A 25,105-nucleotide genomic window follows, 5' to 3' on the forward strand; every position below is an offset into this window, starting at 1 on the left:
AAAACCAGTATTTATGCACTATTTTAACACTAAACGGCCCTTTATCATTCAGGTTTGTGCCTGAATGATAAAGGGCCGTTTTACGAACGCACCGGTTCACAAGCCCGCTATTCTACTTGTATAGCTGCTCGTAGTATTCCTTGGCCATGCGGCCGCTTTCGAACTCCGGCTCTACGTCCTTCATAGCGGTTTTCACCACTTTTAGGAAGTTTTTGGGCTGGTCGTAATACAGCGGCAGCACCTTGTTTTCCAGCACATCGAGCAGGGTGGTGGCTTCCTGGTCGTCCTTCACGTTTTCGGGCAGGTTTTCGTCAGCGTGTGCGATGATGAAGCCGTTTTCACCATCCCTGCAGAACTCAGGAATCCAGCCGTCGGCGATGCTCAGGTTCACGCTGGCGTTCATGGCGGCGGTCATGCCGCTGGTGCCGCTGGCCTCGCGGGGGAAGCGCGGCGTGTTCAGCCAGATGTCGGAGCCCTTCTTGAGGGCGGCCGACAGGCCCAGCTCGTAGCCGGTGAGCACGGCGCAGTTCTTCAGGTTGGCCGTGCGCTTGATGATGTCATTGAACAAGGCCACCGCGCCGAAGTCCTTCGGATACGGCTTGCCGGCCCAAATCATCTGAATCGGGTGCTTGGCGTTGTTGGCCAGCTCCACGAAGCGCTCGAAGTGGCGCAGAATCAAATCGGCACGCTTGTAGCCGGCGAAACGGCGGGACCACACGATGGTGATGACGTTGGGGTCGAAGACGTTGCCGGTCTGGTCGGCCACGATTTTGAACAGGTCTTTTTTCAGCTCCTGCTTGCGGGCCAGCAGGGCCGCGTCGTCTTTGGCCTTGAGGGCAGCGGCCAGCTGCGGGTCGCGCCAGTAGGTGCCGTTCTGGCTGTTGGTGATGGGGATAATGGGGCAGATGCCCTCGTAATGGCCCCACATTTCGTTGGCCACCGTGCCGTGTACCTTGCTCACGGCGTTGGCCTTGCGCGAGAAACGCAGGGCGGTGAGCGTGTAGTTGAGCGCATCGCCGTTGTCGATGCGGGCCACGCGGCGCACTTCATCTTCCGGCATCGTGCCGAAGAAAGTCATGTCGGTGAGCAGCTTCATGGGGCGCTCCTCGTTGCCGGCCAGCTCGGGGGTGTGGGTGGTGAAAACCAGGCGCTTCTGCACCTCAGCCAGGTCGCGGCCGTGTTTCTCGTAGAGGTAAAATGCCAGCGGCAGGCCGTGGCCCTCGTTGAGGTGGTACACGTCGGTCTGGCGGCCCAGCACGTCGAGCAGCTTGCCGCCGCCCACGCCCAGCAGGATGCTCTGGGCCACGCGGGCGGCCGCGTCTGGGTCGTAGAGGTGGTGCGAGATGGTGCGCGAGAGGAAGTCGTTCTCGGCAATGTCCGTGGTCAGGAAGAACATCGGCACAGTACCGAATACTTCCGGGGCCAGGTACAGGGCCTTCACCTGCACATCGGCGCCGTGGATGGTGATGGGGAAAACGATGCCCGTGTCCTGCAGGAAGGAATAATGCTTCCGGCGAAACTCAGCGCGCATGCTTTGGTCCTCGTTGCGGTCCTGGTCGTAGTAGCCGAAGCTCCACAGGATGCTGATGCCAATCAGGTTCTGCTTCAGCTCGAAGCCCGAGCGCATGTGCGAGCCAGCCAGAAAGCCGAGGCCGCCAGAATAGGTTTTCAGGGCCTGGTCGACGGCAAACTCCATCGAGAAGTATGCGGCGGCGGTCTTGTATTTGGCGGCCGGCGTGTAGGGTTTAAAGGTAAAAGCCATTAATAAAGGACAAGGGCGCGAGCCCAACTGGATGTTTCGGGTTGGAAAAAAGGAGTGCAGCTCCCGTTGAAGGCGCAAGGTCAGAAGCATTCCGGAAAAATCGCAACCTCTTGATATTGAGGCACGACTTACGCAAACGTTAGCATTTGCGCCAACACCAACAGTGTCAAGACAATATCAGCCAGCGGGTTACTGCCAAATTTTCTTCGAGGCATGTGTAAAGAGCCGGCGATTCAGCTGCTCAGGTCTGGGCCACTTCGCTTGCCAGCCAGCTACCCCATTGGCGAGCCGGAAAACATGAAGAAACAATTAATTTTTCAATTATAATAATAAATTTTCTGATTTTAATAAAAATATGCGGCTTTAAAAGCGCAACACTGCCGATATTTCAAAAAAGGCCATAATCTTTTAACACTGCTTATTATAATCCCCGGCATCGATTCCTCTAGCTTTGGCGCTTCACTTCCAAACCCTTAACCCATTTCACACCATGCGCATGACACTTTCTGTTCGCTACCTGGTGGCGCCTTTGCTGGGCGCTCTCCTGTTCGCCAGCTGTTCGAAATCGGAGCTTACCCCGGAAGCCCCGGCGGCGGCCACCGCGTTGCAAAACGTCTCGGCACCGGGCTTCCCCGAAGGGTTTGAAACGGGTACCAAAGCGGCGTACACCACGGGCAGCGTCACGCTGGGCTCGGGTTCCTGGACGCTGAACGATGCCCTCATCGGCAACACCACGGCCGACGCCAAAACCGGCAGCTGGTCGACCCGGGTGCGCAACAGCGGCTCGCTGAGCATGAACTTTGACCTGACCGGCGGGGCCGGCGTGGTCACGGTGGCGCACGCCCTGTACGGCACCGACGCCAGCGGCACCTGGGAGCTGTGGGCCAGCGCCAACAGCGGCAGCAGCTACGCCAAAGTGGGCAGCACCATCACCACGAGCAGCACCACGCTGAGCACGGCTTCCTTCACGGTAAACATCGCCGGCAATGTGCGCCTGCAGGTGCGCAAAACCGACGGCAGCACCAACCGCCTGAACTTCGACAACATCACCGTGGAAAGCTACAGTGGCGGTGGTGGTACCGGTGGTGGCGGCACCGGCACCGGCGGAAAGAAATTCCTTTTCGATGCCAGCCACGCGGAACTGGCCGGCAACGCCGACTGGGCGCTGGATGTGGACAGCGGCGTGACGCCGCGCTACCCCACGCCGGCCGCCTCGGGCATCACGGCCAGCACTTCGGAAACGTACTGGACGGCCGCCCTCTCCTCGTGGGGCGTGGCGCTGGTGAAGCTGGGCAACTCGGTGGAAAACCTGCCCTCGGGCACGGCCATCACCTACGGCAATGCCTCGAACCCCCAGGATTTGGCTAATTACAACGTATTTGTGGTGGATGAGCCCAACACGCTGTTCACCGCTACCGAGAAAACGGCCATTATCAACTTCGTGAAAAACGGCGGCGGCTTGTTCATGATTTCGGACCACGACGTGTCGGACCGCAACAACGACGGCTACGACTCGCCCGCCATCTGGAACGACTTGATGACCAACAACTCGGTGCAGGCCAATCCCTTCGGCTACAGCATCAACCTCACCAACATCTCGGAAACCACCAGCAACGTGCTGGCCAGCAGCACCAACACCATCCTGAACGGCTCGCAGGGCGCCGTGACGCAGCTGAAGTTCTCGAACGGCGCGACGATGACCAAAACCTCGGGCTCGGCTGCCACGCCGCTGATTTGGCAGAGCACGGCCTCGCAGGGCAACACCAACATCATGTGCCTGAGCAGCACCTACGGCACGGGCCGCGTGGTGTGCATCACCGACTCGTCGCCGGCCGACGACGGCACCGGCAGCCCCGGCAACACCGTGTACCCCGGCTGGACGGAGCTGGCCAGCCACGCCAAGCTGCACATGAACGCCTCGCTCTGGCTGGCCAAGCAGCAGTAAGCCATCTGGCTGAAGCGAATAGTGAAAGCCCGCTCCCGGATTTGGGAGCGGGCTTTTTTGTGGGCTTGATGTGAGCGAAAAATATATTCCGGAAGTGGAAACGGTTGCGCATGAAGCGCCTTCGGGGAAAGCCGTACTTTTGGCCTTGACGTTATTCTTACGCCCTTTTTACCATGAAATTCCCACAATTTTTACTGGTTGCCACCGGGCTGCTGATGCCGCTGCTCTCGCCGGCCGCCACCGGTGCAGCTGGTCCCGCCGCTACGCCTGTTGCCACTGCAAAAGCCGCCCCCGGCGTGCGCATCGACCCCACTTACTGGTGGGTGGGCATGAAAAACCCCAAGCTGCAGCTGCTGGTGAATGCGCCCGGCATCGCGGGCAGCACCGCTACCTTGGCCACCTACCCCGGCGTGACGCTGGACGGCCAGCAGAAGCTCGAAAGCCCCAACTACCTCGTTGTCAACCTCACCATAAGCCCCGATGCCAAGCCGGGCCAGCTAAAACTAAGCTTCAAAGGTGGCAAAAGCCTTACCTACAGCTACGAGCTGCGCGCCCGCAACACCGACCCGCAGCGTACGCAGGGCCTCACGCAGGCCGATTTCATCTACATGCTGATGCCGGACCGTTTCTCGAACGGCGACCCGACAAACGACGTGGTGAAGGGCACCCGCGTGAATCATATTGCCCGCGACTCGATGTACGCCCGCCACGGCGGCGACCTGAAGGGCATTCAGAACCATTTCGACTACTTCAAGAAGCTGGGCGCCACGGCCATCTGGCCCACGCCCATCATCGAAAACGACATGCCCAAGGCCAGCTACCACGGCTACGCGGTGACGGACTGCTACAAGATTGACCCGCGCTACGGCACCAACGCCGAGTACCAGCAATTTGTGAAAGCCGCCCACGCCGACGGCCTGAAAGTGGTGCAGGACATCGTGCTCAACCACTGGGGCAGCTACCACCACTTGTTCCTCGACAAGCCGGCGGCCGACTGGTTCCACGCCTTCCCCAAGTTCACGCGCAGCAACTACAACGCTTTCGCGCTGAACGACCCCTACGGCTCGAAGCGCGACTACACGCTGTTCAACGACGGCTGGTTTGATACCTCGATGCCCGACGTGAACCAGGGCAACCCGCTGGTGGCGACGTACATCATTCAGAATTTCCTGTGGTGGGTAGAATCGACGGGCCTTGATGGCTACCGCATTGATACTTACCCGTATTCTGAGCCGAACTTTCTCATGGCCTGGGGCAAGGCCATCGGCGAAGAATACCCCAAGCTGGCCCAGTTTGGCGAAGCCTGGGAGGGCACCGAGGCCGAGCAGGCCTTCTTCGCCCAGAATATTTTTCCGCCAGTGAACGGCTTCAAATCGAACCTGCCCGGCGTGCTGGACTTCCAAATCTGCTTCGCGATTTCGGACGCCCTGAAAACCGAAAACGGCGACCTGAGCAAGCTCTACCACGCCCTGCAGGGCGACTGGCTGTACGTGGACGCCACGCGCAACGTGCCCTTCCTCGACAACCACGACATGAGCCGCTTCTACTCGGTGATTGGCGAGGATTTTGGCAAGTTCAAAACCGGCATTGCCTGGCTGCTCACCTTGCGCGGCACGCCCCAGCTCTACTACGGCACCGAAGTGCTGATGAAAAACTTCTCGAACCCCGACGGCAAAGTGCGCGAGGATTTCCCCGGCGGCTGGGCCGGCGACAAAACCAACTACTTCACCACGCGGCCCGGCGGCCAGGCCGGCGAGGCGTTTGACTACGTGAGCAAGCTGGCCAACTACCGCAAGGCGCACCCCGTGCTGAGCAGCGGCAAGCTGATGCAGTTTATCCCGCAGGATGGCGTGTACACGTATTTCCGCTACAACGACGCGGGCGAGTGCGTGATGATTATCGCCAACAACACGAAGGACGAAAAGAAGGTGGACGGCACCCGCTTCGCCGAGCGCACCGACGGCTTTTCGTCGGGCGTGGAAGTGGTGAGCAGCGCCACCATCAGCGACCTGAAAACGCTGACTGTGCCTGCCCACACGGCCTGGGTGGTGGAACTGCGGAAATAATCCGACGGTTCGTTTAAACTGTTCCGCTGGCTACCCCGGCGGATTTCCCTTTACTGTTGCTAATCCTGCGCGCCCATGACCGACCTCACCGACCAAGTTGCCATCGTCACGGGCGCAAGCCGCGGCATTGGCAAAGCCATTGCGCTGCTGCTGGCCCTGCAAGGCGCCAAAGTAGTAGCAGTGGCCCGCAGCGAAGACGAACTGCTGGAGCTCGGCCAGAAAACGCAGGGCCTGTGCATCGTGGCCGACGTTTCGGACGAGCAGGACTCGCAGGACATCATCAACGAAACGCTGCGCCGCTACGCCCGCCTCGATATTCTGGTGTGCAACGCCGGCGTGGGCTCCTTCAACGAGTTAGAGCAGTTCGACGCGGCCGAGTGGGACCGAATTTTCGATACCAACGTAAAGGGCACTTTCCTGCTGTGCAAGGCCGCCGTGCCGCATTTCAAAGCCCAGAAAAAAGGCCACATCGTGGGCATTACCTCCGATGTGGCCAAGCGCACTTTCGCCCACGGCACGGCTTACGGGGCCAGCAAATTTGCCCAGGATGCCGTGCTGGCCAGCCTGCGCAAGGAAGTGCGGCCGCACGGCATCAAGGTGAGCACCATCTACCCGGGGCTGGTCGATACCTACTTCAACGACACCACCCCCGGCAGCGCGGAAAACGAGAAAACCCACCTCCGCCCCGCCGATGTGGCCCAGGCCGTGCGCTACGTGCTCGAAGCCCCCGCCCATGTGGTGGTGGACGAACTCATGTTGCACCCGCTCACGCAGGAATGGTAGGTCGTTTAATGGTTAATGATTAATGGTCAACGGTTAATAGCCGTGACCTCTACCGCCTAACTTATTAACCGTTGACCATTAATCATTAATCATTAACGCGAAGCGTTATCTTGCCGCATCATGAAAAAACTGTTGCTGGCCGGCGGCCTCCTCTCTTTGGCTGCTTTCTCGTTGCCCCATTCGCCTGTGGACAAAAAACACCCCAAAGCCACCGACCCGAACACCACTGCTGAGGTTCCGAAGGATAATAAACTTGTCATCTACCAGCTGATGACGCGCCTGTTCGGCAATAAAGTGGCGCTGAACAAGCCCTACGGCACCATCACGGAGAACGGCTGCGGCAAATTCAACGACATTACCGACAAAGCCCTCGACGAAATTAAAGGCTTGGGCGTGAGCCATGTGTGGTACACCGGCGTGATTGAGCACGCCACCATGACGGACTACACCAGCGCCGGCATTCCGGCCGACGATGCCGACGTGGTGAAGGGCCGCGCTGGCTCGCCCTACGCCATCAAGGACTATTACGACGTGGCCCCCGACCTGGCCGTGACGGTGAAAAACCGCATGTCGGAGTACGAAGCCCTCATCAAGCGCACCCACGACCACGGCCTGAAAGTCCTTATGGACTTCATCCCGAACCACGTGGCGCGGTCGTACAAGTCGGACGCCAAGCCCCAGGGCGTGGTGGATTTGGGGGCAAAGGACGACAAAACCAAGGCTTTCGCGCCCAACAACAACTTCTACTACCTGCCCGGCAAGGCCTTCGTGGTGCCCGCCAACTACAACCCGCTCGGCCCGCTGAAAGGCCCGCGCGAGGACGGCAAGTACGCCGAAAATCCCGCCAAGGCCACTGGCAACGACGTTTTCTCGGAAGCGCCGAGCGTGAACGACTGGTTCGAAACCGTGAAGCTAAACTACGGCGTGGACTACGTGAACGGCCGCAAAACCTACTTCGAGCCCGTGCCCGATACCTGGAAGAAGATGCGCGACATCCTCGTGTTCTGGGCCGGCAAGAACGTGGACGGCTTCCGCTGCGACATGGTGGAAATGGTGCCCGTGGAGTTCTGGGCCTGGGTGATTCCCGAGCTGAAAAAGGTAAAGCCTGGCCTCGTCTTCATCGGCGAAGCCTACAATCCCAAAGAATACCGGACCTACCTGGAGAAGGGTCATTTCGACTTCCTGTATGACAAAGTGGGCCTCTACGACGACCTGCGCAAGCTGATGCGCCAGGAAGGCACCACCGAAGACATCACCAAAGTGTGGAAAGAGGAAAGCAACGGCTTTTCCTCGCACATGCTGCGCTTTCTGGAAAACCACGACGAGCAGCGCATTGCCTCGCCGGACTTTGCCACCGACCCGCGCCGCGCCATTCCGGCCATGGCCGTGACGGCCACGCTGGCCAGCGGCCCGGTGATGCTCTACTTCGGGCAGGAAGTGGGCGAGCCCGGCCGCGGGGCCGAAGGCTTCAGCAGCGAGGACGGCCGCACCAGCATTTTCGACTACTGGGGCGTGCCCGAGCACCAGAAATGGCTGAACCAGGGCAAGTTCGACGGCGGCAAGCTCAGCCCCGAGCAGAAAAGCCTGCGCGACTACTACCGCCGCCTGCTCACCCTCACCAGTACCAGCGAGGCCATCCGCAAGGGCCGCTTCTACGAGCTACAGGATGCGAATAACCTGGGCAAGGAGTACAACCAGCGCCACCTCTACTCCTACCTGCGCTACACCGACAAGCAGCAGCTGCTCATCGTGGTGAATTTCAGCGCCGATAAGACGTATAAACCCACCATCAACATTCCGGCCGAGGCCCTGACGGCCATGGGCCTGAGCACCAAGAAATTCTACACCTACACCGACCTGCTGGCCGAGGGTGAGCCGCGCAACGCCCTCAACCTGACCCTGTCTCCGCTCTCGGCCCAGATTTTTGAGATAAAGTCCCGGTAGTAATGCCCGGCTTTGCCGGTAAGTTGTTAAATTCAACATACGTCCTGCGCTCATTTGCGGCGTCGGCATCCCACTCTTCTCCTTTATTCCCATGGCTGCTCCCACCGCCGTCGCCACCTCCGCCAGCACCCGCGAAAAACCCCGGCTTAGCTTCTGGCAAATCTGGAACATGAGCTTCGGATTCCTTGGCATTCAGTTCGGTTTTGCGCTGCAAAACAGCAACATGAGTCGGATTTTTGAAACCATGGGAGCCAAGACCGACGAAATTGCCTTCCTGTGGCTGGCCGCGCCCATCACGGGCCTGCTGGTGCAGCCCATCATTGGCTACCTATCCGACCGCACCTGGAGCCCGCGCTGGGGCCGCCGCCGGCCGTTCTTCTTCGTGGGGGCGCTGCTGGCCTCGCTGGCGCTGGTGGTAATGCCCAACGTGACGGCCCTGTGGATGGCCGCCGGCATGCTCTGGATTCTGGATTCGAGCATCAATATTTCGATGGAGCCGTTCCGGGCGCTGGTCGGCGATTTGCTGCCCTCGCAGCAGCGCACCACCGGTTTCGGAGCCCAGACGTTCTTCATTGGCGTGGGGGCCATCGTGGGCTCGTCGCTGCCCTGGATGTTTGCCAACTGGTTCGGCATTTCCAACACGCCCGAGCCGGGCCACATCTCGCTGTCGCTGAAGTATGCCTTCTACGTGGGCGGCTTAGTGTTCTTCCTGGCCGTGCTCTGGACCATCCTGCGCACCAAGGAATACCCGCCCGAAAACATGGCTGAGTTCGAGGCCGAAAAGGCCCGCACCGCCGGCTTCGCCAACGGCCTGAAAGAGTCGTTCGAGGGCATCTTCCACATGCCCAAAACCATGCGTCAATTGGCGGTGGTGCAGTTCTTCTCTTGGTTTGCGCTGTTCTCGATGTGGATTTACACCACGCAGGCCGTCACCAGCCACATTTTCCACACCACCGACACCGCTTCGGCGCTCTACAACAAAGGCGGCGACTGGGTGGGCGTGTGCTTCTCGGTGTACAACGGCCTGTCGGCGGTGGTGGCGCTGCTGCTGCCTGTGGTGGCCCGCGCTACCAGTCGCCGCTTCACCCACATGCTGGCCCTGGTGATGGGCGGCGTGGGGCTGATTTCGATTTATTTCATTCAGGATTACCACTACATTCTGCTCTCGATGGTGGGCGTAGGCGTTGCCTGGGCCAGCATCCTGAGTGTGCCCTACGCCATGCTGGCCGGCGCGCTGCCGTCCAACAAAATGGGCTACTATATGGGCGTGTTCAACTTCTTCATTGTGATTCCGCAGGGCGTGGCCGGCCTGGTGCTGGGGCCGCTCACGAAGCACGTGTTTCACGACCAGCCCATCTTCACGCTGGTGCTCGGCGGCGCATCCATGATAATCGCGGGCCTGCTGACCCTGCGCGTGCACGACGCCGACGACATCCGCCTGCCCGCCGAGCCGGAGCCCGCCGAAACCCTGGGCTACGACGCGCTGGCCCCCGCCAACCCGCAGGTATAACGTTTCGAATCAAATGCAAAGAGGCCCGTTTCTTCAATAAGGAACGGGCCTCTTTGCGTAGATTATTCGGAATGAATTAGCTTTTGATAATCATTTCGGCCACCTCGCGGCCCGTGGCCAGCGCCGCGTTCAGCGAGGGGTAGGCGGCCCAGTCGCCGCAGCGGTAGAGCGTGTCAGCCAGTTTCAGGGGCTGCTCTACGGGCTGGCCGGGCAGGTACACGGGCAGCGCCGTGGGGATGCGGTAGGTGCGCAGGTGCTCCCACTGCCGGGCAGCCGGCCCAAACCAAGCGGCCAGCTCCTCGCGCAGGCGGGCGGTGAGCTCCTCTTCGCCGAGGCTGCGCTCGCCGTGGGTGCTCACCGAAATCAGGGCGCGGCCGGCCGGGGCATACGCGCCGCTCACATCAGCGGGAAAAGCCACGTTGTGGGCCAGCACACCGGAGGCCGCGTTCAGGCGCAGCAGCTTGTCGTTGCGGCCCGGCGAGTGGCCGCCGGGCGTGGCGAAGTAAGTGCAGGTAGTGATGCGGGCCGCTGTGGGAAAACCCGATTTCTGGGCTGTGCGGCTATCGTCGGGGTTGCCGCTACGGCCGGCCAGCAGGCGCAGCGTGCTTAGCCCGTCGGTAGCCAGCACTACGGCTGCGCCGTCCAATACCTGCCCGGTGGTGAGGCGCACCCGCGTGCCATCCATCACGCCGGCCACGGGAGCATTGAGGCGCACCGTGCCGGCGGGCAGGCGGGCCGCCAGCTGCTCGGGCAGCTGCTGCATGCCCAGGGCGGGCACGGCCGCCTCGCCGGTCACGAACTGCTGGAACACGAACTCGAAGAAATTGCTGGCCGTGGTCAGTTCCCTATCGAGAAAAACGCCGCCGAAAAACGGCTTGAAAAACGAGTTTATCATCTGCTCGCTCCAGCCGTAGCGCTGCAGGAAGCTGAGCGTATCAGTGGCCGGGCGGGCCAGCAGTTCCTCGGGCGTGTACTTGAGCACATGCCGCACCAGGCTGAGGATGCGCAGCTTGTCGGGCAACGTACCAACGGGTGAGCGAAGCGCCGAAAACGCCGTTAGAGGTGCTTGCAGTGGGTTTTGCAGAGTGGTTTCCTGCCCATCGGCCAGCCGGATAACGGCCCCGGAACGGAAGCATTTCAGGTTGAGGGCGCCGTAGTCGAAGATGCGCCGGGCCTCGGGGTAGTTGGTTTGCAGTACCTGAAAACCGCGGTCGAGCCGGAAGCCGTCGGGCGTGACATCGGTACGCACGCGGCCACCCACAGCGTCGGCCGCTTCGAGCACGAGCACGGCGTGGCCGGCGCGGTGCAGCCAGTTTGCGCAGGCCAGCCCGGCCATGCCCGCGCCGATGATGATGACGGGTTTTTCAGAGGGAATCATAAGGAAATAGCAAGCAGGGTTTCGCGCAGCATTTCCTTGATTTGACGGTACCAGACGCGAAAGGTTGGGCTTATGCTTCGGCTATTTAAGAATGAGGCCTTATTATCGGTTGTCATCCTGAGCTTGCGAAGGACCTGCTTACGTTCGGGACAACGGTAAAAACAGCAAGTTCGGCAGGCGTGAAAAGGTCCTTCGCAAGCTCAGGATGACAGATGCTTTAACCTCATCCACAAAAGGCGGAGCTACTTAAAACAGCTTCGGCATCTTGTGCTCCTTCCACTTCTTGCGCGTTTTCATCGTCCAGAACTCGGCCACGCCGGGCCGTTGCAGGCTGAGCTGCCACGCGCCCATAGCTTGGCCCAGCCGGTAGCCGGTGGCTTGGTCCTGCGGGAATTTCTGCTTGATGAGAGCGTAATCAGCCGTCGAAATATCCTTGCCAACTTCGCCGTGGCAGCGCAGGCATAATTGGTTGTTGAGCACGATGGGCCGCTGGTAGAAAAACACTTCCTGCGACAGCCGCTTGATGGTCCGCACCGTGTCGGGCTGCATTTCTTCGGCCAATAGCGGGGCTTGGCTGGCGGGGTTGCGCGGCCGCTCGCTCACGCGGTGGGCCGTGGCCTTAAGCACGCTGGCCAGGGAATCGACGGCGGGATAGGTTTCGGGGCGGCAAAACGACAGGGCGCGGGCCACGCCGCCGGCGGCCAGCTCGCACGCCAGCGTGCGGCGCAGCAGCGAGTCGGCGGTGGCGGTGAGGGAGTCGCCGGCCCAGCGGGTGGCGTGCAGCAGGTCCTTGGGCATGATGCGCTTCACCTCCCAGTTTTCGGCCTCGATGCCAATGCGCTTGCTGTCCTTGAGGTGCTCCACTTGGTCGGGGCGGCAGGCCGCGAAGCCGAGCACCAGCGCCGGCAGGGCAATTTTATACAGCAGGTTGTTCACGGATGCGGGCATTGAACTGATTTTACGCAAAGGTCCGAACCGCCGTCCCAATGGCCCAAGCCGCCCGGCTACATCAGGTAGGCTTTCAAATCTTCGTAGTTAACCGCCAGCGGCACGCTTCGTTTGGCGCGGCCCTGCAAGGCCTGCACCACGGCCGGCAGCTCGATGGCCCGGCCGAGGATGGGCTCCACCACGTCGGGAAACTTCACGGGGTGGGCCGTGGCCAGAATCAGGCCCGCCGCGCCCGGGTGCTGGGCCTGGTAGCGACGCAAGGCCGTGTAGGCAACCGCGCCGTGCGGGTCGAGCAGATAGTCGTCGCGCTCCCACACCTGTCGGATGGCGGCCACGGTTTCGGCATCGGTCACGGTGTCGGCGCTGAGGGCGGCGCGCATTTTGTTCAGGTCGTTATCGAACAGTTCCAGAATGCGCACGAAGTTGCTGGGGTTGCCCACATCCATGGCATTGGAGAAGGTGGGCACGGCCGGCCGCGGCGTGAAGGTGCCCGTGCGCAGGTACACCGGCACCGGCTCGTTGGCATTGCAGGCCGCGATAAAATGTCCCAGCCCCAGCCCCGAGGCCTGGGCCAGCAGCCCCGCGCACAGGTTGCCAAAGTTGCCGCTCGGCACCGACACCACCGGCGCAGGCGCCCCGGCCGGCCACTGTTGCATGGCAAAGCAGTAATAGAGCTGTTGCGGCAGCCACCGCGCCACGTTGATGGAGTTGGCAGAGGTCAGGAAGCGCTTTTTAGCTAACTCCTCGTCCAGAAACGCTTGTTTCACCAGCGCCTGACAGTCATCGAACGTGCCAGCCACTTCCAGCGCCGTGATGTTCTGGCCGAGCGTCGTGAGCTGCTGCTCCTGCACCGGGCTCACCTTGCCCGAGGGGTAGAGAATCACCACTTCCACGCCCGGCACACCTAGAAAGCCGCTGGCCACGGCCCCGCCGGTATCGCCGGAGGTGGCCACCAGCACGGTCACGGGCGGGGTATCGCCGCGCTGGGCAAAGTAGCCCAGGCAACGGCTCATAAACCGCGCCCCCACGTCCTTAAACGCCAGGGTCGGCCCATGAAACAACTCCAGCGCCGACACCTCCGCTGCCACCGGCACCAGCGGAAACTCAAAATTCACCGCCTCGGCGCAAATGCGCTGTAAGTCGGCCTCGGCAATGGTGCTGCCCACGTAGGGCCGCATCACGTTGAAAGCCACGGTGGCCTTGCTCAGGCTGCGCAGCTCGCGCAGGAAGCCGAGCGAGAATTTCGGGATGCTTTCGGGGAAGTACAGGCCGCCATCCGGGGCCTGCCCGGTGATGGTGGCAGTGCGAAAATCAACCAGCGGCGACTGGTGGTGGAGGCTGTAGTATTTCATTTTTGTTGTTTGTTTTCCCGACAGTCATGCAGAGCGGAGCGAAGCATGACTGTCCGCTTCGTTCCTTTTTTGCTCAAGATTCTTCCGAAACCACCCGCGCCCCTGTGGTGCCCACCGGCCCCACGTACACGTTGCACTGAATCTTCAACTCTGTAAACACGCTGCCCATCGCCGCACCCACGGCCTGCGCCGTTTCCTCGGTCCGGTTCAGCATGAAAATCGACGGCCCCGAACCCGAAATACCGCCGCCAATGGCCCCCGCTGCCAGTGCCCGCGTGCGGGCTTCGGCTAGACCAGGAATGAGCGGCAGCCGCGCCGGCTCCACAATATAGTCGTCGAGCGAGCGGCCGATGAGGTCGTAATCGGCCAGCAGGAATCCTGAAACCAGACCCGCCACGTTGGCCCACTGCCGCACGGCCAGACCCAGCGGCACGGCGGCCGGCAGCACCTTGCGCGAGTCGCTGGTTTTCACCTCAATCTGCGGGTGCACCACGGCCACCCACAGCGGCGGCGCAGGCAGCGCAATGATATCAATGGCCGGCTCCAGGGCCCGCACCACCGTGAAGCCCCCAAAAATGGCCGGCGCAATGTTGTCGGCGTGGCGCGCCCCGGATGCCACCGCCTCCCCTTCCATCGCAAAATCCACCAGCTGCATTTTGGTGAAGCGGTTGCCCAGCAGCGCATTGGCCGCCACCGCCGCGCCGGCGGCGCTGGCGGCGCTACTGCCCACCCCGCTGCCCGGCATGATGCCTTTGGTGATTTCCAACTCAAAACCTACGGCCTCCGGTACCTGCTTCAGCAGGGCCAGTAGGGCCACTCCGGCTACGTTATGCAGCGGGTCGGTGGGCAGGTTGTACGGGTCGTGGTGCTGAATGCGGATGCCCGGCGTAGCGCTGCGGGTGAGGCGAATGGTATCGTAGGGCTCGGCCAGGGCCAGGCCGAAAACATCGAAGCCGCAGCCCAGATTGGAGAGCGTGGCGGGGGAATGAACGAGAACGGAATCAGGCATAAAATGTAGCGGGACTCTGCGAGTCCGCGCATGGGTGTTAGTAAAAAGAAGGCCGCAGATGCCCCTGCCTACGCGGACTCACAGAGTCCGCGCTACAGCGCTACAGCCGCGCGGCCCGAATAATATCCGCGAACACGCCCGAGGCCGTGACCTCCGCCCCGGCCCCGGCACCTTTCACCACCAGCGGCTGGTCCACATAGCGGTCGGTGTAGAAAAGCACCACGTTATCCTTGCCGCGCAGGTCGTATAAATCGTGGCCGGGCGCTACCTGTTGGAGGCCCACGGCGGCGTGCCCATCGGCGTAGCGGGCCACGAATTTGAGGCGCTTGCCGGCCGCAGTAGCCGCATCGTAGAGGGCACGGAAATGGCTTTCGTGTGCCGCCATTTGGGTGTAGAAAGCTTCCACGTCGCCTTCGAGGCAGGCGGGCGGCAGGAAGGTATCGATTTCAATGTCGCTCATTTCCATCACCTGGCCGGCCTCGCGGGCGAGGATGAGAATTTTGCGGGCCACGTCCGAGCCGCTCAGGTCGAGGCGTGGGTCGGGCTCGGTGTAGCCTTCGGCCTGGGCCTGGCGCACCACCTCGGCAAAAGGCCGTGTGCCGTCGTAGTTATTGAACACGAAGTTGAGCGTGCCCGAAAGCACGGCTTCCATACGCCGCACCACGTCGCCGCTGCGCGTGAGGTCATTCAGCGTACCGATGATGGGCAGGGCCGCGCCCACGTTGGTTTCGAACAAATAGCTGGCGTTGAATTCCTTCGACAGGCTTTTAAGCTTAGCGTAGTGCGCGTATTCTGATGATGCAGCCACCTTATTACAGGCCACGATGGCTACGCTTTTCGCCAGCAAATCGGCGTAAATGCCGGCGGCGGCCGGGTTAGCCGTCACGTCCACGAAGATGGAATTGCGCAGGTTGCGGGCGATGATGAGCTGGGTGAATTCTTCCAGCGTTTGGGCCGGGGCTTGCGCCAATTCTTCGGGCCAGGCAGTGAGGTCGAGGCCGTTTTCATCCACCAGGCAGTGGCGGCTGTTGGCAATGGCCACCACGCGCACCTGCAGGCCCAGCTTCTCCAGCAGGTGAGGCTGCTGCCGCGCCAGCTGTTCCAGCAGCTTGCTGCCCACGTTACCGGGACCGAGGATGAACAGGTTCACTTGCTTCTTGGTGGCCTCAAAAAAGGCCTCGTGCAGCACGTTGATGGCCTTGCGCACATCGGTGGCCCGAATCACAGTCGAGATATTCTTCTCCGAAGCACCCTGCGCGATGGCCCGGATGTTGACCCCGTTCTGCCCCAGCGCGCCAAAGAGCTTGCCGCTGATGCCGGGGTGGTTTTTCATGTTTTCGCCCACCAGCGCCACGATGGCGAGGTCGGTTTCGGGCCGCAGCGGCTCGATGCGGCCGGCCGCGATTTCCGTGGCAAACTCCTCATCCACCGCCACTTGGGCGGGCGCGGCATCCTGCGCGTTCACCCCCACACAAATGGAATGCTCCGAAGAGCTTTGGGTGATGAGAATCACGTTGATGCGCTCGCGGGCCAGGGCCTCAAACAGCCGTTTTGAGAAGCCGGGGATGCCCACCATGCCGCTACCTTCCAGGTTCAGCAGCGTGAGGTTGCCGATGCTGGAAATGCCTTGCACCACGGCCGGCGTGCGCGGCGGCTCCACTTCCACCAGCGTGCCGTAGTCGTCGGGGGCGAAGGTGTTTTTAATCCACAGCGGGATTCCGCGCTGCATGACCGGCTGAATAGTAGGCGGATAGAGCACCTTCGCCCCGAAGTGCGACAGCTCCATGGCCTCCTGATACGAGATGTGCGCAATGGGCCGGGCGCTGCGCACGAGGCGCGGGTCGGCGGTCATCATGCCGCTCACATCGGTCCATATTTCCAGCACCTCGGCATTGAGGGCAGCGGCCAGCAGGGCGGCGGTGTAGTCGGAACCACCGCGGCCCAGCGTGGTGGTGGTGCCGTGGGCATCGGCGGCGATGAAGCCGGGAACGACCCAGATTTTAGCAGAATTATTACCCTTGAAATCAGCGACTTGCTTTTTAGTTGTAGCCATGTCCACTTCGGCCGTACCGAAGCGGGAATTGGTGCGAATGAGCTGCCGGGCATCGGCCCACACAACTTCTAGTCCCTGCACTTTGGCTACGGACGCGATGAGGTGCGACGACAGCAGCTCGCCGTAGCTCATGAGTTTATCCAGCGTCCGGGTCGATAATTCGCCCAGCGCGAAAATGCCGTTGCACAGGCTGGTCAGCTCCCCAAACTGGGCTACCAGTTGGCCTTCGGCGGCCGTGCGCGCGGCGGGCAGCAGCTCCTGCACGGCCGTGCGGTGGCGCGCGGCCAGCTGCAATAAAGTGTCGCGGTAGCCCGCGTCGCCCGCGGCGGCGGCCCGGCCCGCGCCAATCAGCGCATCGGTAGTCCCGCCCAGCGCCGATACGACCATGACGACCGGCCCGCGCGCGGCGGCCCTGGCCACGATGGCCAACGACTTGCGGATATTCTCGGCGGAGGCCACCGATGTGCCTCCGAATTTCAACACTTGCATTGCAGTTTTCTGGTTGGTGAAAGTGGGGTACCGCTTGGGTGGGAAGTGCGAAACCAGAAGAGTTTGAGAGCTAGAACGAAGCCGCCTGGGGCGTAAAAAAAGCTGTTTGAGCTGGTGGGAATTGGCTTGGAATAGTCTTGCTATCCTACTGCCCGGCCCCAGTCGCGCCCAAACAGACGGGCGCAATGTAGGGCGCGCCGGGGCCATTTCCCGCATCCGTTCGGCGGTTTGTTGAGGGCGCTGGGCCGCTGGCGGTATCCGCCTGGCTAAGTCGGCGAACCAACGTACTGAATGGCGGTGTTTAGAATCCGTATCTTTGCAGACTATCTGATTATTTCCCGAACACCCGATGCTCGATAAACTAGAAGCCATCAACCAGCGCTACGAAAACGTCAACGAAGAGCTGATGCAGCCCGACGTGATGTCGGACCTGAAGCGCTACAAGTCCCTGAATAAGGAATACAAAGAGCTGGGCAAGATTGTGGCGCAATACCGCAACTACCAGCAGGTGCTCAGCAACATCGAAAACGCCCGCGAAGTCATTGCCACCGAAAAGGACCAGGACTTCCGCGAGATGGCCAAGGCCGAGCTCGACGAGCTGATGCCCGAGCAGGAGCGCCTCGAAGAAGTTATTAAAGACCTGCTGCTGCCCAAGGACCCCAACGACTCGAAAGACGTCATCATGGAAATCCGGGCCGGCGCGGGCGGCGACGAAGCCGCCATTTTTGCCGGCGACCTGCAACGCATGTATATGCGCTTCGCTGAAAAGCAGGGCTGGAAAATGGAGCTTATGGATGCCATGGAAGGCACCGCCGGCGGCTACAAGGAAATCATCGTGGCCGTGCGCGGCGAGGATGTGTACGGTAAGCTCAAGTTTGAAAGCGGCGTGCACCGCGTGCAGCGCGTGCCGGCCACCGAAACGCAGGGCCGCATCCACACCAGCGTGGCCTCTATCGTGGTGATTCCCGAAGTGGAGGAATTCGATGTGGAGCTGAACATGAGCGACATCCGCAAGGATTATTTCTGCTCCAGCGGCCCCGGTGGCCAGTCGGTAAACACGACCTACTCGGCCGTGCGCCTAACCCACTTGCCCACCGGCCTCGTGGCCCAGTGCCAGGACCAGAAATCGCAGCTCAAAAACTTCGACAAAGCCCTGGCCGTGCTGCGTTCCCGCGTGTACGACATGGAGCTGGCCAAGAAAAACGAAGCCGATGGCCTGGTGCGCAAAACCATGATTGGCGGCGGCGACCGCAGCGACAAAATCCGCACCTACAACTATCCTCAGGGCCGCGTGACCGACCACCGCATTGGCTACACGGTGTACAACCTGGCCAGCGTGATGGAAGGCAACGTGGACGACTTCGTGGAGCAGCTGCGCCTGGCCGAAAGCGCCGAGCGCCTGCAGGAAGGCGTGACGAAATAAGCCCGACGCGGGGCCGGCACTTGCTGGCCCCGCCGCTTAGGTTGCAATACCATTCCGGCTTTATCGTTTGTTCCGGGCACTTCCATGCCTTCGCCACTGCTTATGCGCCACTTCTTCCCGCTGTTTCTGTTTCTGAGTTGTTTGCTCGCCTTCCTGTCCGGCTGCGAGCCGAAGGAAGATTTGGTGCAGACGTCCGGCAGCCTGGAGTTCGCTACTGATTCGGTGAAGTTTGATACGGTGTTTACGACCATCCAGACGGTGACGAAACGGCTGTGGGTGTACAACCGCAACAGCGGCGCGGTGAAAACCGATGTAAGTCTGGCCGGCAAGCTGGGTACTACTTATTCCCTGATTATCAACGGCGACGCCGGCCCGAGTATTAGTGGCATCACCATTCGGGGCAACGACAGCTTGCTGGTGCTGGTGCGCGCCGTGCTGGGCGACAATGGCAAAGACATTAAGCCTTTCGTGCTGGAAGACCAGGTGAACTTCCGCACCAATGGAAACGAGCAGAACGTGAAGGTGGTGGCCTTTGGGCAGAATGCGTATTTCCACCGGGGCAATTACGTTTCGACCAACACGACATGGCGCACAGACAAGCCCCACGTCATTATCAATGGCAACACGGTGCTTCCGGGCTCAACCACTCCTTCTTTATTCGGCGTGCTCGTGGCCCAGGGCGTTACCCTGACTATTCCCAAGGGTGCCCGCATTTATGTGCACGCCGGCTCTTACTTGCAAGTAAATGGCACGCTGCGGGTAAACGACGACTTTGTGCCCAGTTCCGGAGCGACCGATACCGTGAAAGCCAACAACCCTAACATCGTCCGTTTTCAGGGAGACCGGCTGGAGCCGTTTTACGCCGACATTCCCAGCCAGTGGGGCGGCATCATCTTCACCAGTACCAGCCGCAACAACAGCATCCGCTACGCCGAGATTAAGAACGCCACGTTCGGCGCGCTACTCTACAACCGCGACGCCGTCCTGCCACACCCCACACTGGCGCTCAACAATACCGTTTTCCGGAATATCTCGGGGTCGAATGTCTCCTTTGCCAATGCCAACCCCGGCACCGGCGGCGGCGTCATCAGCTATTCCGGCGATGTTACGGCCACCAACTGCCTCTTCACCAACTGCGGCGAATATGCCATGGTGGGCATCGGCGGCACCTACGACCTGAACTTCTGCACCATCGCCAACTATACGCCCGCTTTTCGGCGCGAAACCTCGTCCCTCACGTTTACCAACGTGGACGATGCCCTGAAGAACCCGCCGAAATTGCCCACCAGCGTCACCATCCGCAATTCCATCGTGTGGGGCTCTTTCGAGGACGAGCTGTATTTGCAGAACAACGGTGACTCCTCTTTCAAGTTCAGCATCCTGAATTCGCTGCTGCGCACCAAAGAATACCAGGCTGCTACAGATGCCACCGGCAAGCCCGGGCTGGCCAACAGTGCCTACAATAACATAGTCAACGTAGACCCGCTGTTTGTCCGCACGTCGCTTACCAGCAGCCGGCCCGATTACACCTTGCAGGCCACTTCGCCGGCTACCTCGCCCCGTCGCCCCAGTGCCAGCGGCTCCATTACGCCAGCGAGAGACCTCATCAACCTGCCGCGCAATCTGAGCGCCCCCAGCCTGGGAGCCTACGAGCACAAATAAGCACGAGTAATTGCGCTATTCTATCCGCCCGGCCGCTGAATAGCGCAACGTGTCGAACAGCACCAGCTTCTGGGTTCCCACCACTTCGTAGGTGCGCAGCTGGCCGTTTTCCAGCTGCACATGCAGTTGTTTCTGTGCCGAGAACAATGGGTTATTCTGAATAATAGTGGCCGCGATTTCCTGCGGCACCGCGCCTTGCTGCACCACCGTTAAGTTGGCCACGGGCGCATTGGGCTGGCCCGGCCGGCGCGTGTACGTGCGGCGCTGCAGCCCACCGGGCAGCGCCACCGAATCCACGGCGTAAGCCCCGCGTAGCGCGGCTTTGTTGATATCGGCCTGGAAGAAAATCTGGAGCTCGTCGTTCCACTTCACGGTGGGCACGCGCACGGTTTCGGGCGCGTTGCCGCGCAGGCTCACGTGCTTGGTTACGGCGGCGTGGCGCTGTTCCAGCTGCGCTATCTGCTGCGTGAGCAAGCCCTTCACATCAAAGTAAAGCGGCCGACGGGCAGCGGGCGCAGCCGGGCCGGCCTCGCCGCAACCGGCCAGCAGCGCCACGCCCAACGCCCACCCGCCTATCGCCAGGCCGCGCTTACGCATTCGGGGCGGTGCTGGGCCGCAGGATGCTCACGCCCGTCATCTCGGCCGGCTTGGGGATGCCCATTAGCTCCAGAATGGTGGGGGCCAGGTCGCCGAGCTTGCCATCGGCCAGGGTGCCGTGGTAGTCGTTGTCGGCCAGAATGCAGGGCACCAGGTTGGTGGTGTGAGCGGTATTGGGCGAGCCGTCGGCGTTGCGCATGAACTCGGCATTGCCGTGGTCGGCGATGATGATGCTGGCGTAGCCAGCAGCCAAGGCCGCTTCTACCACGGCGCGGGCGCAGGCGTCGGTCGTTTCCACGGCCTTCACCACGGCTTCAAACACGCCGGTATGGCCTACCATGTCGGGGTTGGCGAAGTTCAGTACCACAAAATCGGCCGACTTGGCTTGCAGCTCCGGCACCAGCGCGTCGCGTAGCTCGGCGGCGCTCATTTCGGGTTGCAGGTCGTAGGTCGCCACTTTGGGCGAGGCCCGCAGGATGCGCGTTTCGCCCTCAAACTCATTTTCCCGGCCACCCGAGAAGAAGAACGTGACGTGCGGGTATTTCTCGGTTTCGGCAATGCGAATCTGGGTTTTGCCGTGCGCCGCCAGCACTTCGCCCAGCGTGTTGTTCAGGTTGTCCTTCTCAAAAATGGGCGTCACGCCCACAAACGTGTCGTCGTAGTTGGTCAGCGTCAGGTAATGGAGGTTAAGGCGCTGCATCTGGAAGGCGTTCATGTCCTGTTGCGTCAGCACTTCCGTGATTTCGCGGCCCCGGTCGGTGCGGAAGTTGAAGCACAGCACCACGTCGCCCTCCTGAATGGTGGCCAGCGGCTGGCCGTCAGCCCCAGTCTTCACAATCGGCTTCAGAAACTCATCCGTCACGCCTTCCTTGTACTGCTCCTGAATGGTTTGAATCAGGTTTTGCGAGGGCGTGCCGATGCCGTTTACCAGCAGGTCGTAGGCCACTTTCACGCGCTCCCAGCGGCGGTCGCGGTCCATGGCGTAGTAGCGGCCCACCACCGAGGCGATTTTGGCCCCGCTGCGCACCATCGATTCTTCCAGCTCGTTCACGAAGCGCACACCGCTCTTCGGGTCGGTGTCGCGGCCGTCGGTGAAGGCGTGCACGAACACGCGCCGCACGCCTGCCTCATGGGCAATGGTGCAGAGGGCCTTCACGTGGTCGATGTGCGAGTGCACCCCGCCATCGGAAAGCAGGCCGATGAGGTGCAGCGGCTTGTCATTGGCAATGGCGTACTCGAAGGCTTTCACCAGCGCGGGCATCTGACCCAGCTTCCGCTCCCGGATGGACTTGCCGATGCGCACCAGCTCTTGGTCGACCACGCGGCCGGCCCCGATGTTCATGTGGCCCACTTCGGAGTTGCCCATCTGGCCCTCGGGCAGCCCCACGGCCTCGCCCGAAGCTTGCAGCGTGCTGTGCGGAAACCGCTGCAACAGCTCGTGGTAGAACGGCGTACTAGCCGCGTCCACTGCCGAAACCGCCGTATTCGGAGCAATGCCCCACCCATCCAGAATTACCAATAATACCTGCTTATTCATAGCGCAAAGATACGGCGGCTCCGCGCCTCCGGCTGAAATTTTCTACCTTCGTGCCCGCTTTAAGTTGGAGCAAACTCCAGCCGTTTTCCTGCCCGCTCAAAGCCATCCATCACTTCCTGGCACCATTTTCGCTTGACTGTTTCTGTGTATGACGCACTTATTACCCTTATAATGAAACGCTATTTAATTAGGACTCTATTCATCGGATGGCTGTTCCTGCTCGGTTCTGTGGCGGCTCACGCGCAGGCCGATAACCTCGGAGCCGTTCGGTCGGCGCTGCGCAATGGGTCTTCCCGCGAATTGTCGCAATATTTTGCTGCTACCGTTGAAATTAGTTTCGATGGGGACAAGAACAGCTACAACGCTACCCAGGCCGAAATAGTCATCAAGGATTTTTTCGGCAAAAACGCGCCCAGCAGCTTTGAGTTTATTCATCAGGGCCAGAGCAGCGAAGGCATTCAATATGCCATTGGCCGCTACACCGGCCGTAGCGGCACCTACCGCGTGTATGTGAAGCTCAAGCCCTCGCGCGGTGCACCGGTGATTGACACGCTGGATTTTACGAAAGAATAACCTTAGCCCCGGCCCCACAGGCCGGGGCTTTTTCGTGGGAATCTTCTGCTTTACTGGCCGCCGCAAGGGCCGTACCTTTGCGCCGTGCAAACTTCCACCTCTCCCTATTCTTATCTCACGTCCGAAGCGCTGACCACCTTCATCCGCACGGCTTTGGCCGAGGACGTGGGCGACGGCGACCATTCGGCGCTGGCCTCCATTCCGGCCGATGCCCGCAACCGCGCCCACCTGTTGGTGAAGGGCGAAGGAATTCTGGCGGGGGTGGCGCTGGCTCCGCTCATTTTCAAGGAGGTAGATGCTTCGCTGGTGGTCACGCCCCTGCTCGCCGATGGCGACCGGGTGAAGCACGGCGACATCGCCTTCACCGTGGAAGGCCCGGCCCGCAGCATCCTCACCGCCGAGCGCCTGGTGCTCAACTGCATGCAGCGCATGAGCGGCATTGCCACCTACACCGCGCACCTGAACAACCTCATTGCCGGTACCACCGCCAAGCTGCTCGACACGCGCAAGACCACACCCAATTTCCGCATCTGTGAGAAGTGGGCCGTGCTCATCGGCGGCGGCGTGAACCACCGCTACGGGCTGTTCGACATGATTATTCTTAAGGACAACCACGTCGACTACGCGGGCGGCATTGCGCAGGCCATCGCGGCTACGCACGCCTACCTCGCCAAAAATGGCCGGCAACTGCCCATCGAAATCGAAACCCGCTCGCTCGATGAAGTGCAGCAGGCGCTGGACGCGGGCGGCATTGACCGCATCATGCTCGACAACATGAACCCCGACCAGCTGCGCGAGGCCGTGGAACTCATCGCCGGGCGTTTCCCCACCGAGGCCAGCGGCGGCATCACCGAAAAAACCATTGCCGAAGTTGCCCGCACCGGGGTTGATTATATTTCAGTGGGTGCCCTTACGCACTCCGTCAAAAGCCTGGATTTGAGCCTGAAGGCATTTTAGCTGTCGGTTGTTGGTTATCAGTTGTCAGGGCATGGCCCATTAAAACTGAGACTAACAACTGACAACCAACAATTAACAATTACCCCATGAACCAACCCAACCAACGCGGCGGCGGTGGCGGCTTCCGCCAGGCCCAGCAGGCCCCGTCGCTGGCCATTCGCACCAAGAAAACCCAGCTGACCACCGACACCTACACCAAGATGGTGATCGGCGAAGTATGGAAAAAAGACTGGGTGTACGCCCTCATTCCCTTTGCGCTGGGGCTGCTGCCGGCCATTTTTGTGCATTCCTGGTGGTGGATTGTGCTGGCCGTGGTGCTCACCATTCTGTTCGTGCTGTTCCGCTCGGCGCAGGTGACGGGCGTGACCCAGATGGAGCAGAGCAAGCCGCTGTTCGAGCGCATGGCGTTTGAGATGGACAACAAGCAGCTGTTGCTGCGCGTGGGCCCTGAGAAAGAAGGCAAAGCCATGCAGCTGACCTGGGACATGATTGGCCGGGTGCGCCGCGACGTCGATGCGTACGTACTGTACCTCAAGCCCGGCACGCCGCCGGCCGGCATGGCCGCGTGGCGCCTGTGGCTGGCGCGCACGTTCGATGTGCCGGTGTTTTTACATTTGCCTTTCAAAATTTTCAACGCCGACAACGACCGCCGCTTGTTTGAGTCGATGTTGCGCCGCAAAAACCTGCTGCCCGCCGAAGCCGGCGCGGCTACCGTCTAAATTTCAACCCCTGCTAATTTTACTTCGATGAAATTGACCTCCACCCTGTTGCTGGCTGTTTCCGCCGCTACTTTGGCCCTGACTTCTTGCAGCAGCGAGCCCTCCGACTGGCGCCCCGACGAGAAAGTGTCGCTCGATGTGATAGCCCCCGGCACCCGCAACGACGAAAACTTCGACCGCTCGGTGCCGAACGGTTCCATCGAAAACGTGAACACGCCCCTGATGAAGGCGGCCGCCGGCGAAGCTCCCGAGAACGAAGCCAAGCACCCAACCCCCGAGTCGGCCATCTCGGCCAACGCCGAGGAAGGCATGCGCAAGCGCGGCCAGTTGCACGATGCCGGCAAATCGGGCCAGGCAGATACGGCCGAAAACGGCCACGAAATCCAGCGTTAAGGCGC

At 61.1% G+C, this 25,105-nt stretch carries 19 protein-coding genes; 11 read left to right on the forward strand and 8 right to left on the reverse strand.

Annotated features, from left to right (window positions below; all coding sequences use genetic code 11):
* Positions 1-112 precede the first annotated feature (112 nt).
* Positions 113-1,762 carry an alpha-glucan family phosphorylase gene (gene glgP, locus ACYU7Q_RS18335; protein WP_460610880.1) on the reverse strand — a complete coding sequence of 550 codons (1,650 nt, stop codon included), beginning with the start codon at positions 1,760-1,762 and terminating at the stop codon, positions 113-115.
* 496 nt (positions 1,763-2,258) lie between these two features.
* On the opposite strand from glgP, the gene ACYU7Q_RS18340 reads away from it, so the two are divergent.
* The 5 genes from ACYU7Q_RS18340 to ACYU7Q_RS18360 all read left to right on the forward strand — a co-directional run bounded on the left by ACYU7Q_RS18340 (position 2,259) and on the right by ACYU7Q_RS18360 (position 10,010).
* Positions 2,259-3,707: a hydrolase gene (locus tag ACYU7Q_RS18340; protein ID WP_460610881.1), complete on the forward strand. Its 1,449-nt coding sequence runs from the start codon at positions 2,259-2,261 to the stop codon at positions 3,705-3,707.
* Between the two features lie 173 nt (positions 3,708-3,880).
* A complete protein-coding gene (locus ACYU7Q_RS18345) occupies positions 3,881-5,773 on the forward strand; it encodes an alpha-amylase family glycosyl hydrolase (protein WP_460610882.1) in 1,893 nt (630 codons plus the stop codon).
* 75 nt (positions 5,774-5,848) lie between these two features.
* Positions 5,849-6,556, forward strand: a complete 708-nt coding sequence (locus tag ACYU7Q_RS18350) for an SDR family oxidoreductase (RefSeq protein WP_460610883.1) — start codon at positions 5,849-5,851, stop codon at positions 6,554-6,556.
* Positions 6,557-6,676: 120 nt separating this feature from the next.
* Entirely contained in the window at positions 6,677-8,500 is a 1,824-nt protein-coding gene (locus ACYU7Q_RS18355; RefSeq protein WP_460610884.1) for an alpha-amylase family protein, read from the forward strand.
* 91 nt (positions 8,501-8,591) lie between these two features.
* Positions 8,592-10,010 (forward strand): MFS transporter, encoded by a 1,419-nt coding sequence (locus ACYU7Q_RS18360; protein WP_460610885.1) that lies wholly within the window; start codon positions 8,592-8,594, stop codon positions 10,008-10,010.
* A gap of 76 nt (positions 10,011-10,086) precedes the next feature.
* On the opposite strand, the gene ACYU7Q_RS18365 is transcribed toward ACYU7Q_RS18360, so the two are convergent.
* From ACYU7Q_RS18365 to thrA, 5 genes are all read right to left on the reverse strand, one after another.
* Positions 10,087-11,388, reverse strand: coding sequence for a protoporphyrinogen/coproporphyrinogen oxidase (locus ACYU7Q_RS18365; protein ID WP_460610887.1), 1,302 nt, complete (start codon positions 11,386-11,388; stop codon positions 10,087-10,089).
* A gap of 246 nt (positions 11,389-11,634) precedes the next feature.
* The gene (locus ACYU7Q_RS18370; RefSeq protein WP_460610888.1) at positions 11,635-12,336 is read right to left on the reverse strand and encodes a c-type heme family protein; all 702 of its coding nucleotides are present in this window, start codon (positions 12,334-12,336) and stop codon (positions 11,635-11,637) included.
* A 56-nt stretch (positions 12,337-12,392) separates the two neighbouring features.
* Positions 12,393-13,688, reverse strand: a complete 1,296-nt coding sequence (gene thrC, locus ACYU7Q_RS18375; protein WP_460610889.1) for a PALP domain-containing protein — start codon at positions 13,686-13,688, stop codon at positions 12,393-12,395.
* 73 nt (positions 13,689-13,761) lie between these two features.
* Positions 13,762-14,697: a homoserine kinase gene (locus ACYU7Q_RS18380; protein WP_460610890.1), complete on the reverse strand. Its 936-nt coding sequence runs from the start codon at positions 14,695-14,697 to the stop codon at positions 13,762-13,764.
* A gap of 100 nt (positions 14,698-14,797) precedes the next feature.
* A complete protein-coding gene (gene thrA, locus ACYU7Q_RS18385; protein WP_460610891.1) occupies positions 14,798-17,239 on the reverse strand; it encodes a homoserine dehydrogenase family protein in 2,442 nt (813 codons plus the stop codon).
* Between the two features lie 349 nt (positions 17,240-17,588).
* Between thrA and prfA the strand changes: the two genes are divergently transcribed.
* Positions 17,589-18,662, forward strand: a complete 1,074-nt coding sequence (gene prfA / locus ACYU7Q_RS18390) for a peptide chain release factor 1 (RefSeq protein ID WP_460610892.1) — start codon at positions 17,589-17,591, stop codon at positions 18,660-18,662.
* Positions 18,663-18,764: 102 nt separating this feature from the next.
* Positions 18,765-20,324: a hypothetical protein gene (locus ACYU7Q_RS18395; RefSeq protein WP_460610893.1), complete on the forward strand. Its 1,560-nt coding sequence runs from the start codon at positions 18,765-18,767 to the stop codon at positions 20,322-20,324.
* A 15-nt stretch (positions 20,325-20,339) separates the two neighbouring features.
* Here the strand turns inward: ACYU7Q_RS18395 and ACYU7Q_RS18400 are convergent, their stop codons facing one another.
* Together ACYU7Q_RS18400 and gpmI are read right to left on the reverse strand one after the other, a co-directional pair.
* Positions 20,340-20,921, reverse strand: a complete 582-nt coding sequence (locus ACYU7Q_RS18400; protein WP_460610894.1) for a hypothetical protein — start codon at positions 20,919-20,921, stop codon at positions 20,340-20,342.
* Positions 20,914-22,458, reverse strand: a complete 1,545-nt coding sequence (gene gpmI / locus ACYU7Q_RS18405; RefSeq protein WP_460610895.1) for a 2,3-bisphosphoglycerate-independent phosphoglycerate mutase — start codon at positions 22,456-22,458, stop codon at positions 20,914-20,916. Before gpmI ends, ACYU7Q_RS18400 begins: the two co-directional genes overlap by 8 nt.
* 171 nt (positions 22,459-22,629) lie before the next feature.
* On the opposite strand from gpmI, the gene ACYU7Q_RS18410 reads away from it, so the two are divergent.
* The 4 genes from ACYU7Q_RS18410 to ACYU7Q_RS18425 all read left to right on the forward strand — a co-directional run bounded on the left by ACYU7Q_RS18410 (position 22,630) and on the right by ACYU7Q_RS18425 (position 25,100).
* Entirely contained in the window at positions 22,630-23,031 is a 402-nt protein-coding gene (locus ACYU7Q_RS18410; protein ID WP_460610896.1) for a DUF4783 domain-containing protein, read from the forward strand.
* A gap of 84 nt (positions 23,032-23,115) precedes the next feature.
* A complete protein-coding gene (nadC, locus tag ACYU7Q_RS18415) occupies positions 23,116-23,988 on the forward strand; it encodes a nicotinate-nucleotide diphosphorylase (RefSeq protein WP_460610897.1) in 873 nt (290 codons plus the stop codon).
* Between the two features lie 86 nt (positions 23,989-24,074).
* Entirely contained in the window at positions 24,075-24,707 is a 633-nt protein-coding gene (locus ACYU7Q_RS18420; RefSeq protein WP_460610898.1) for a hypothetical protein, read from the forward strand.
* Positions 24,708-24,734: 27 nt separating this feature from the next.
* Positions 24,735-25,100 carry a hypothetical protein gene (locus tag ACYU7Q_RS18425; RefSeq protein ID WP_460610900.1) on the forward strand — a complete coding sequence of 122 codons (366 nt, stop codon included), beginning with the start codon at positions 24,735-24,737 and terminating at the stop codon, positions 25,098-25,100.
* Positions 25,101-25,105: the final 5 nt, after the last annotated feature.

The organism is Hymenobacter terrigena (assembly GCF_054776515.1).

Bases quoted from the DNA above. Each gene is read 5' to 3' on its own strand.
- glgP (WP_460610880.1), bottom strand. From the start codon at position 1,762: ATGGCTTTTACCTTTAAACCCTACACGCCGGCCGCCAAATACAAGACC.
- ACYU7Q_RS18340 (WP_460610881.1), top strand. From the start codon at position 2,259: ATGACACTTTCTGTTCGCTACCTGGTGGCGCCTTTGCTGGGCGCTCTC.
- ACYU7Q_RS18345 (WP_460610882.1), top strand. From the start codon at position 3,881: ATGAAATTCCCACAATTTTTACTGGTTGCCACCGGGCTGCTGATGCCG.
- ACYU7Q_RS18350 (WP_460610883.1), top strand. From the start codon at position 5,849: ATGACCGACCTCACCGACCAAGTTGCCATCGTCACGGGCGCAAGCCGC.
- ACYU7Q_RS18355 (WP_460610884.1), top strand. From the start codon at position 6,677: ATGAAAAAACTGTTGCTGGCCGGCGGCCTCCTCTCTTTGGCTGCTTTC.
- ACYU7Q_RS18360 (WP_460610885.1), top strand. From the start codon at position 8,592: ATGGCTGCTCCCACCGCCGTCGCCACCTCCGCCAGCACCCGCGAAAAA.
- ACYU7Q_RS18365 (WP_460610887.1), bottom strand. From the start codon at position 11,388: ATGATTCCCTCTGAAAAACCCGTCATCATCATCGGCGCGGGCATGGCC.
- ACYU7Q_RS18370 (WP_460610888.1), bottom strand. From the start codon at position 12,336: ATGCCCGCATCCGTGAACAACCTGCTGTATAAAATTGCCCTGCCGGCG.
- thrC (WP_460610889.1), bottom strand. From the start codon at position 13,688: ATGAAATACTACAGCCTCCACCACCAGTCGCCGCTGGTTGATTTTCGC.
- ACYU7Q_RS18380 (WP_460610890.1), bottom strand. From the start codon at position 14,697: ATGCCTGATTCCGTTCTCGTTCATTCCCCCGCCACGCTCTCCAATCTG.
- thrA (WP_460610891.1), bottom strand. From the start codon at position 17,239: ATGCAAGTGTTGAAATTCGGAGGCACATCGGTGGCCTCCGCCGAGAAT.
- prfA (WP_460610892.1), top strand. From the start codon at position 17,589: ATGCTCGATAAACTAGAAGCCATCAACCAGCGCTACGAAAACGTCAAC.
- ACYU7Q_RS18395 (WP_460610893.1), top strand. From the start codon at position 18,765: ATGCGCCACTTCTTCCCGCTGTTTCTGTTTCTGAGTTGTTTGCTCGCC.
- ACYU7Q_RS18400 (WP_460610894.1), bottom strand. From the start codon at position 20,921: ATGCGTAAGCGCGGCCTGGCGATAGGCGGGTGGGCGTTGGGCGTGGCG.
- gpmI (WP_460610895.1), bottom strand. From the start codon at position 22,458: ATGAATAAGCAGGTATTATTGGTAATTCTGGATGGGTGGGGCATTGCT.
- ACYU7Q_RS18410 (WP_460610896.1), top strand. From the start codon at position 22,630: ATGAAACGCTATTTAATTAGGACTCTATTCATCGGATGGCTGTTCCTG.
- ACYU7Q_RS18420 (WP_460610898.1), top strand. From the start codon at position 24,075: ATGAACCAACCCAACCAACGCGGCGGCGGTGGCGGCTTCCGCCAGGCC.
- ACYU7Q_RS18425 (WP_460610900.1), top strand. From the start codon at position 24,735: ATGAAATTGACCTCCACCCTGTTGCTGGCTGTTTCCGCCGCTACTTTG.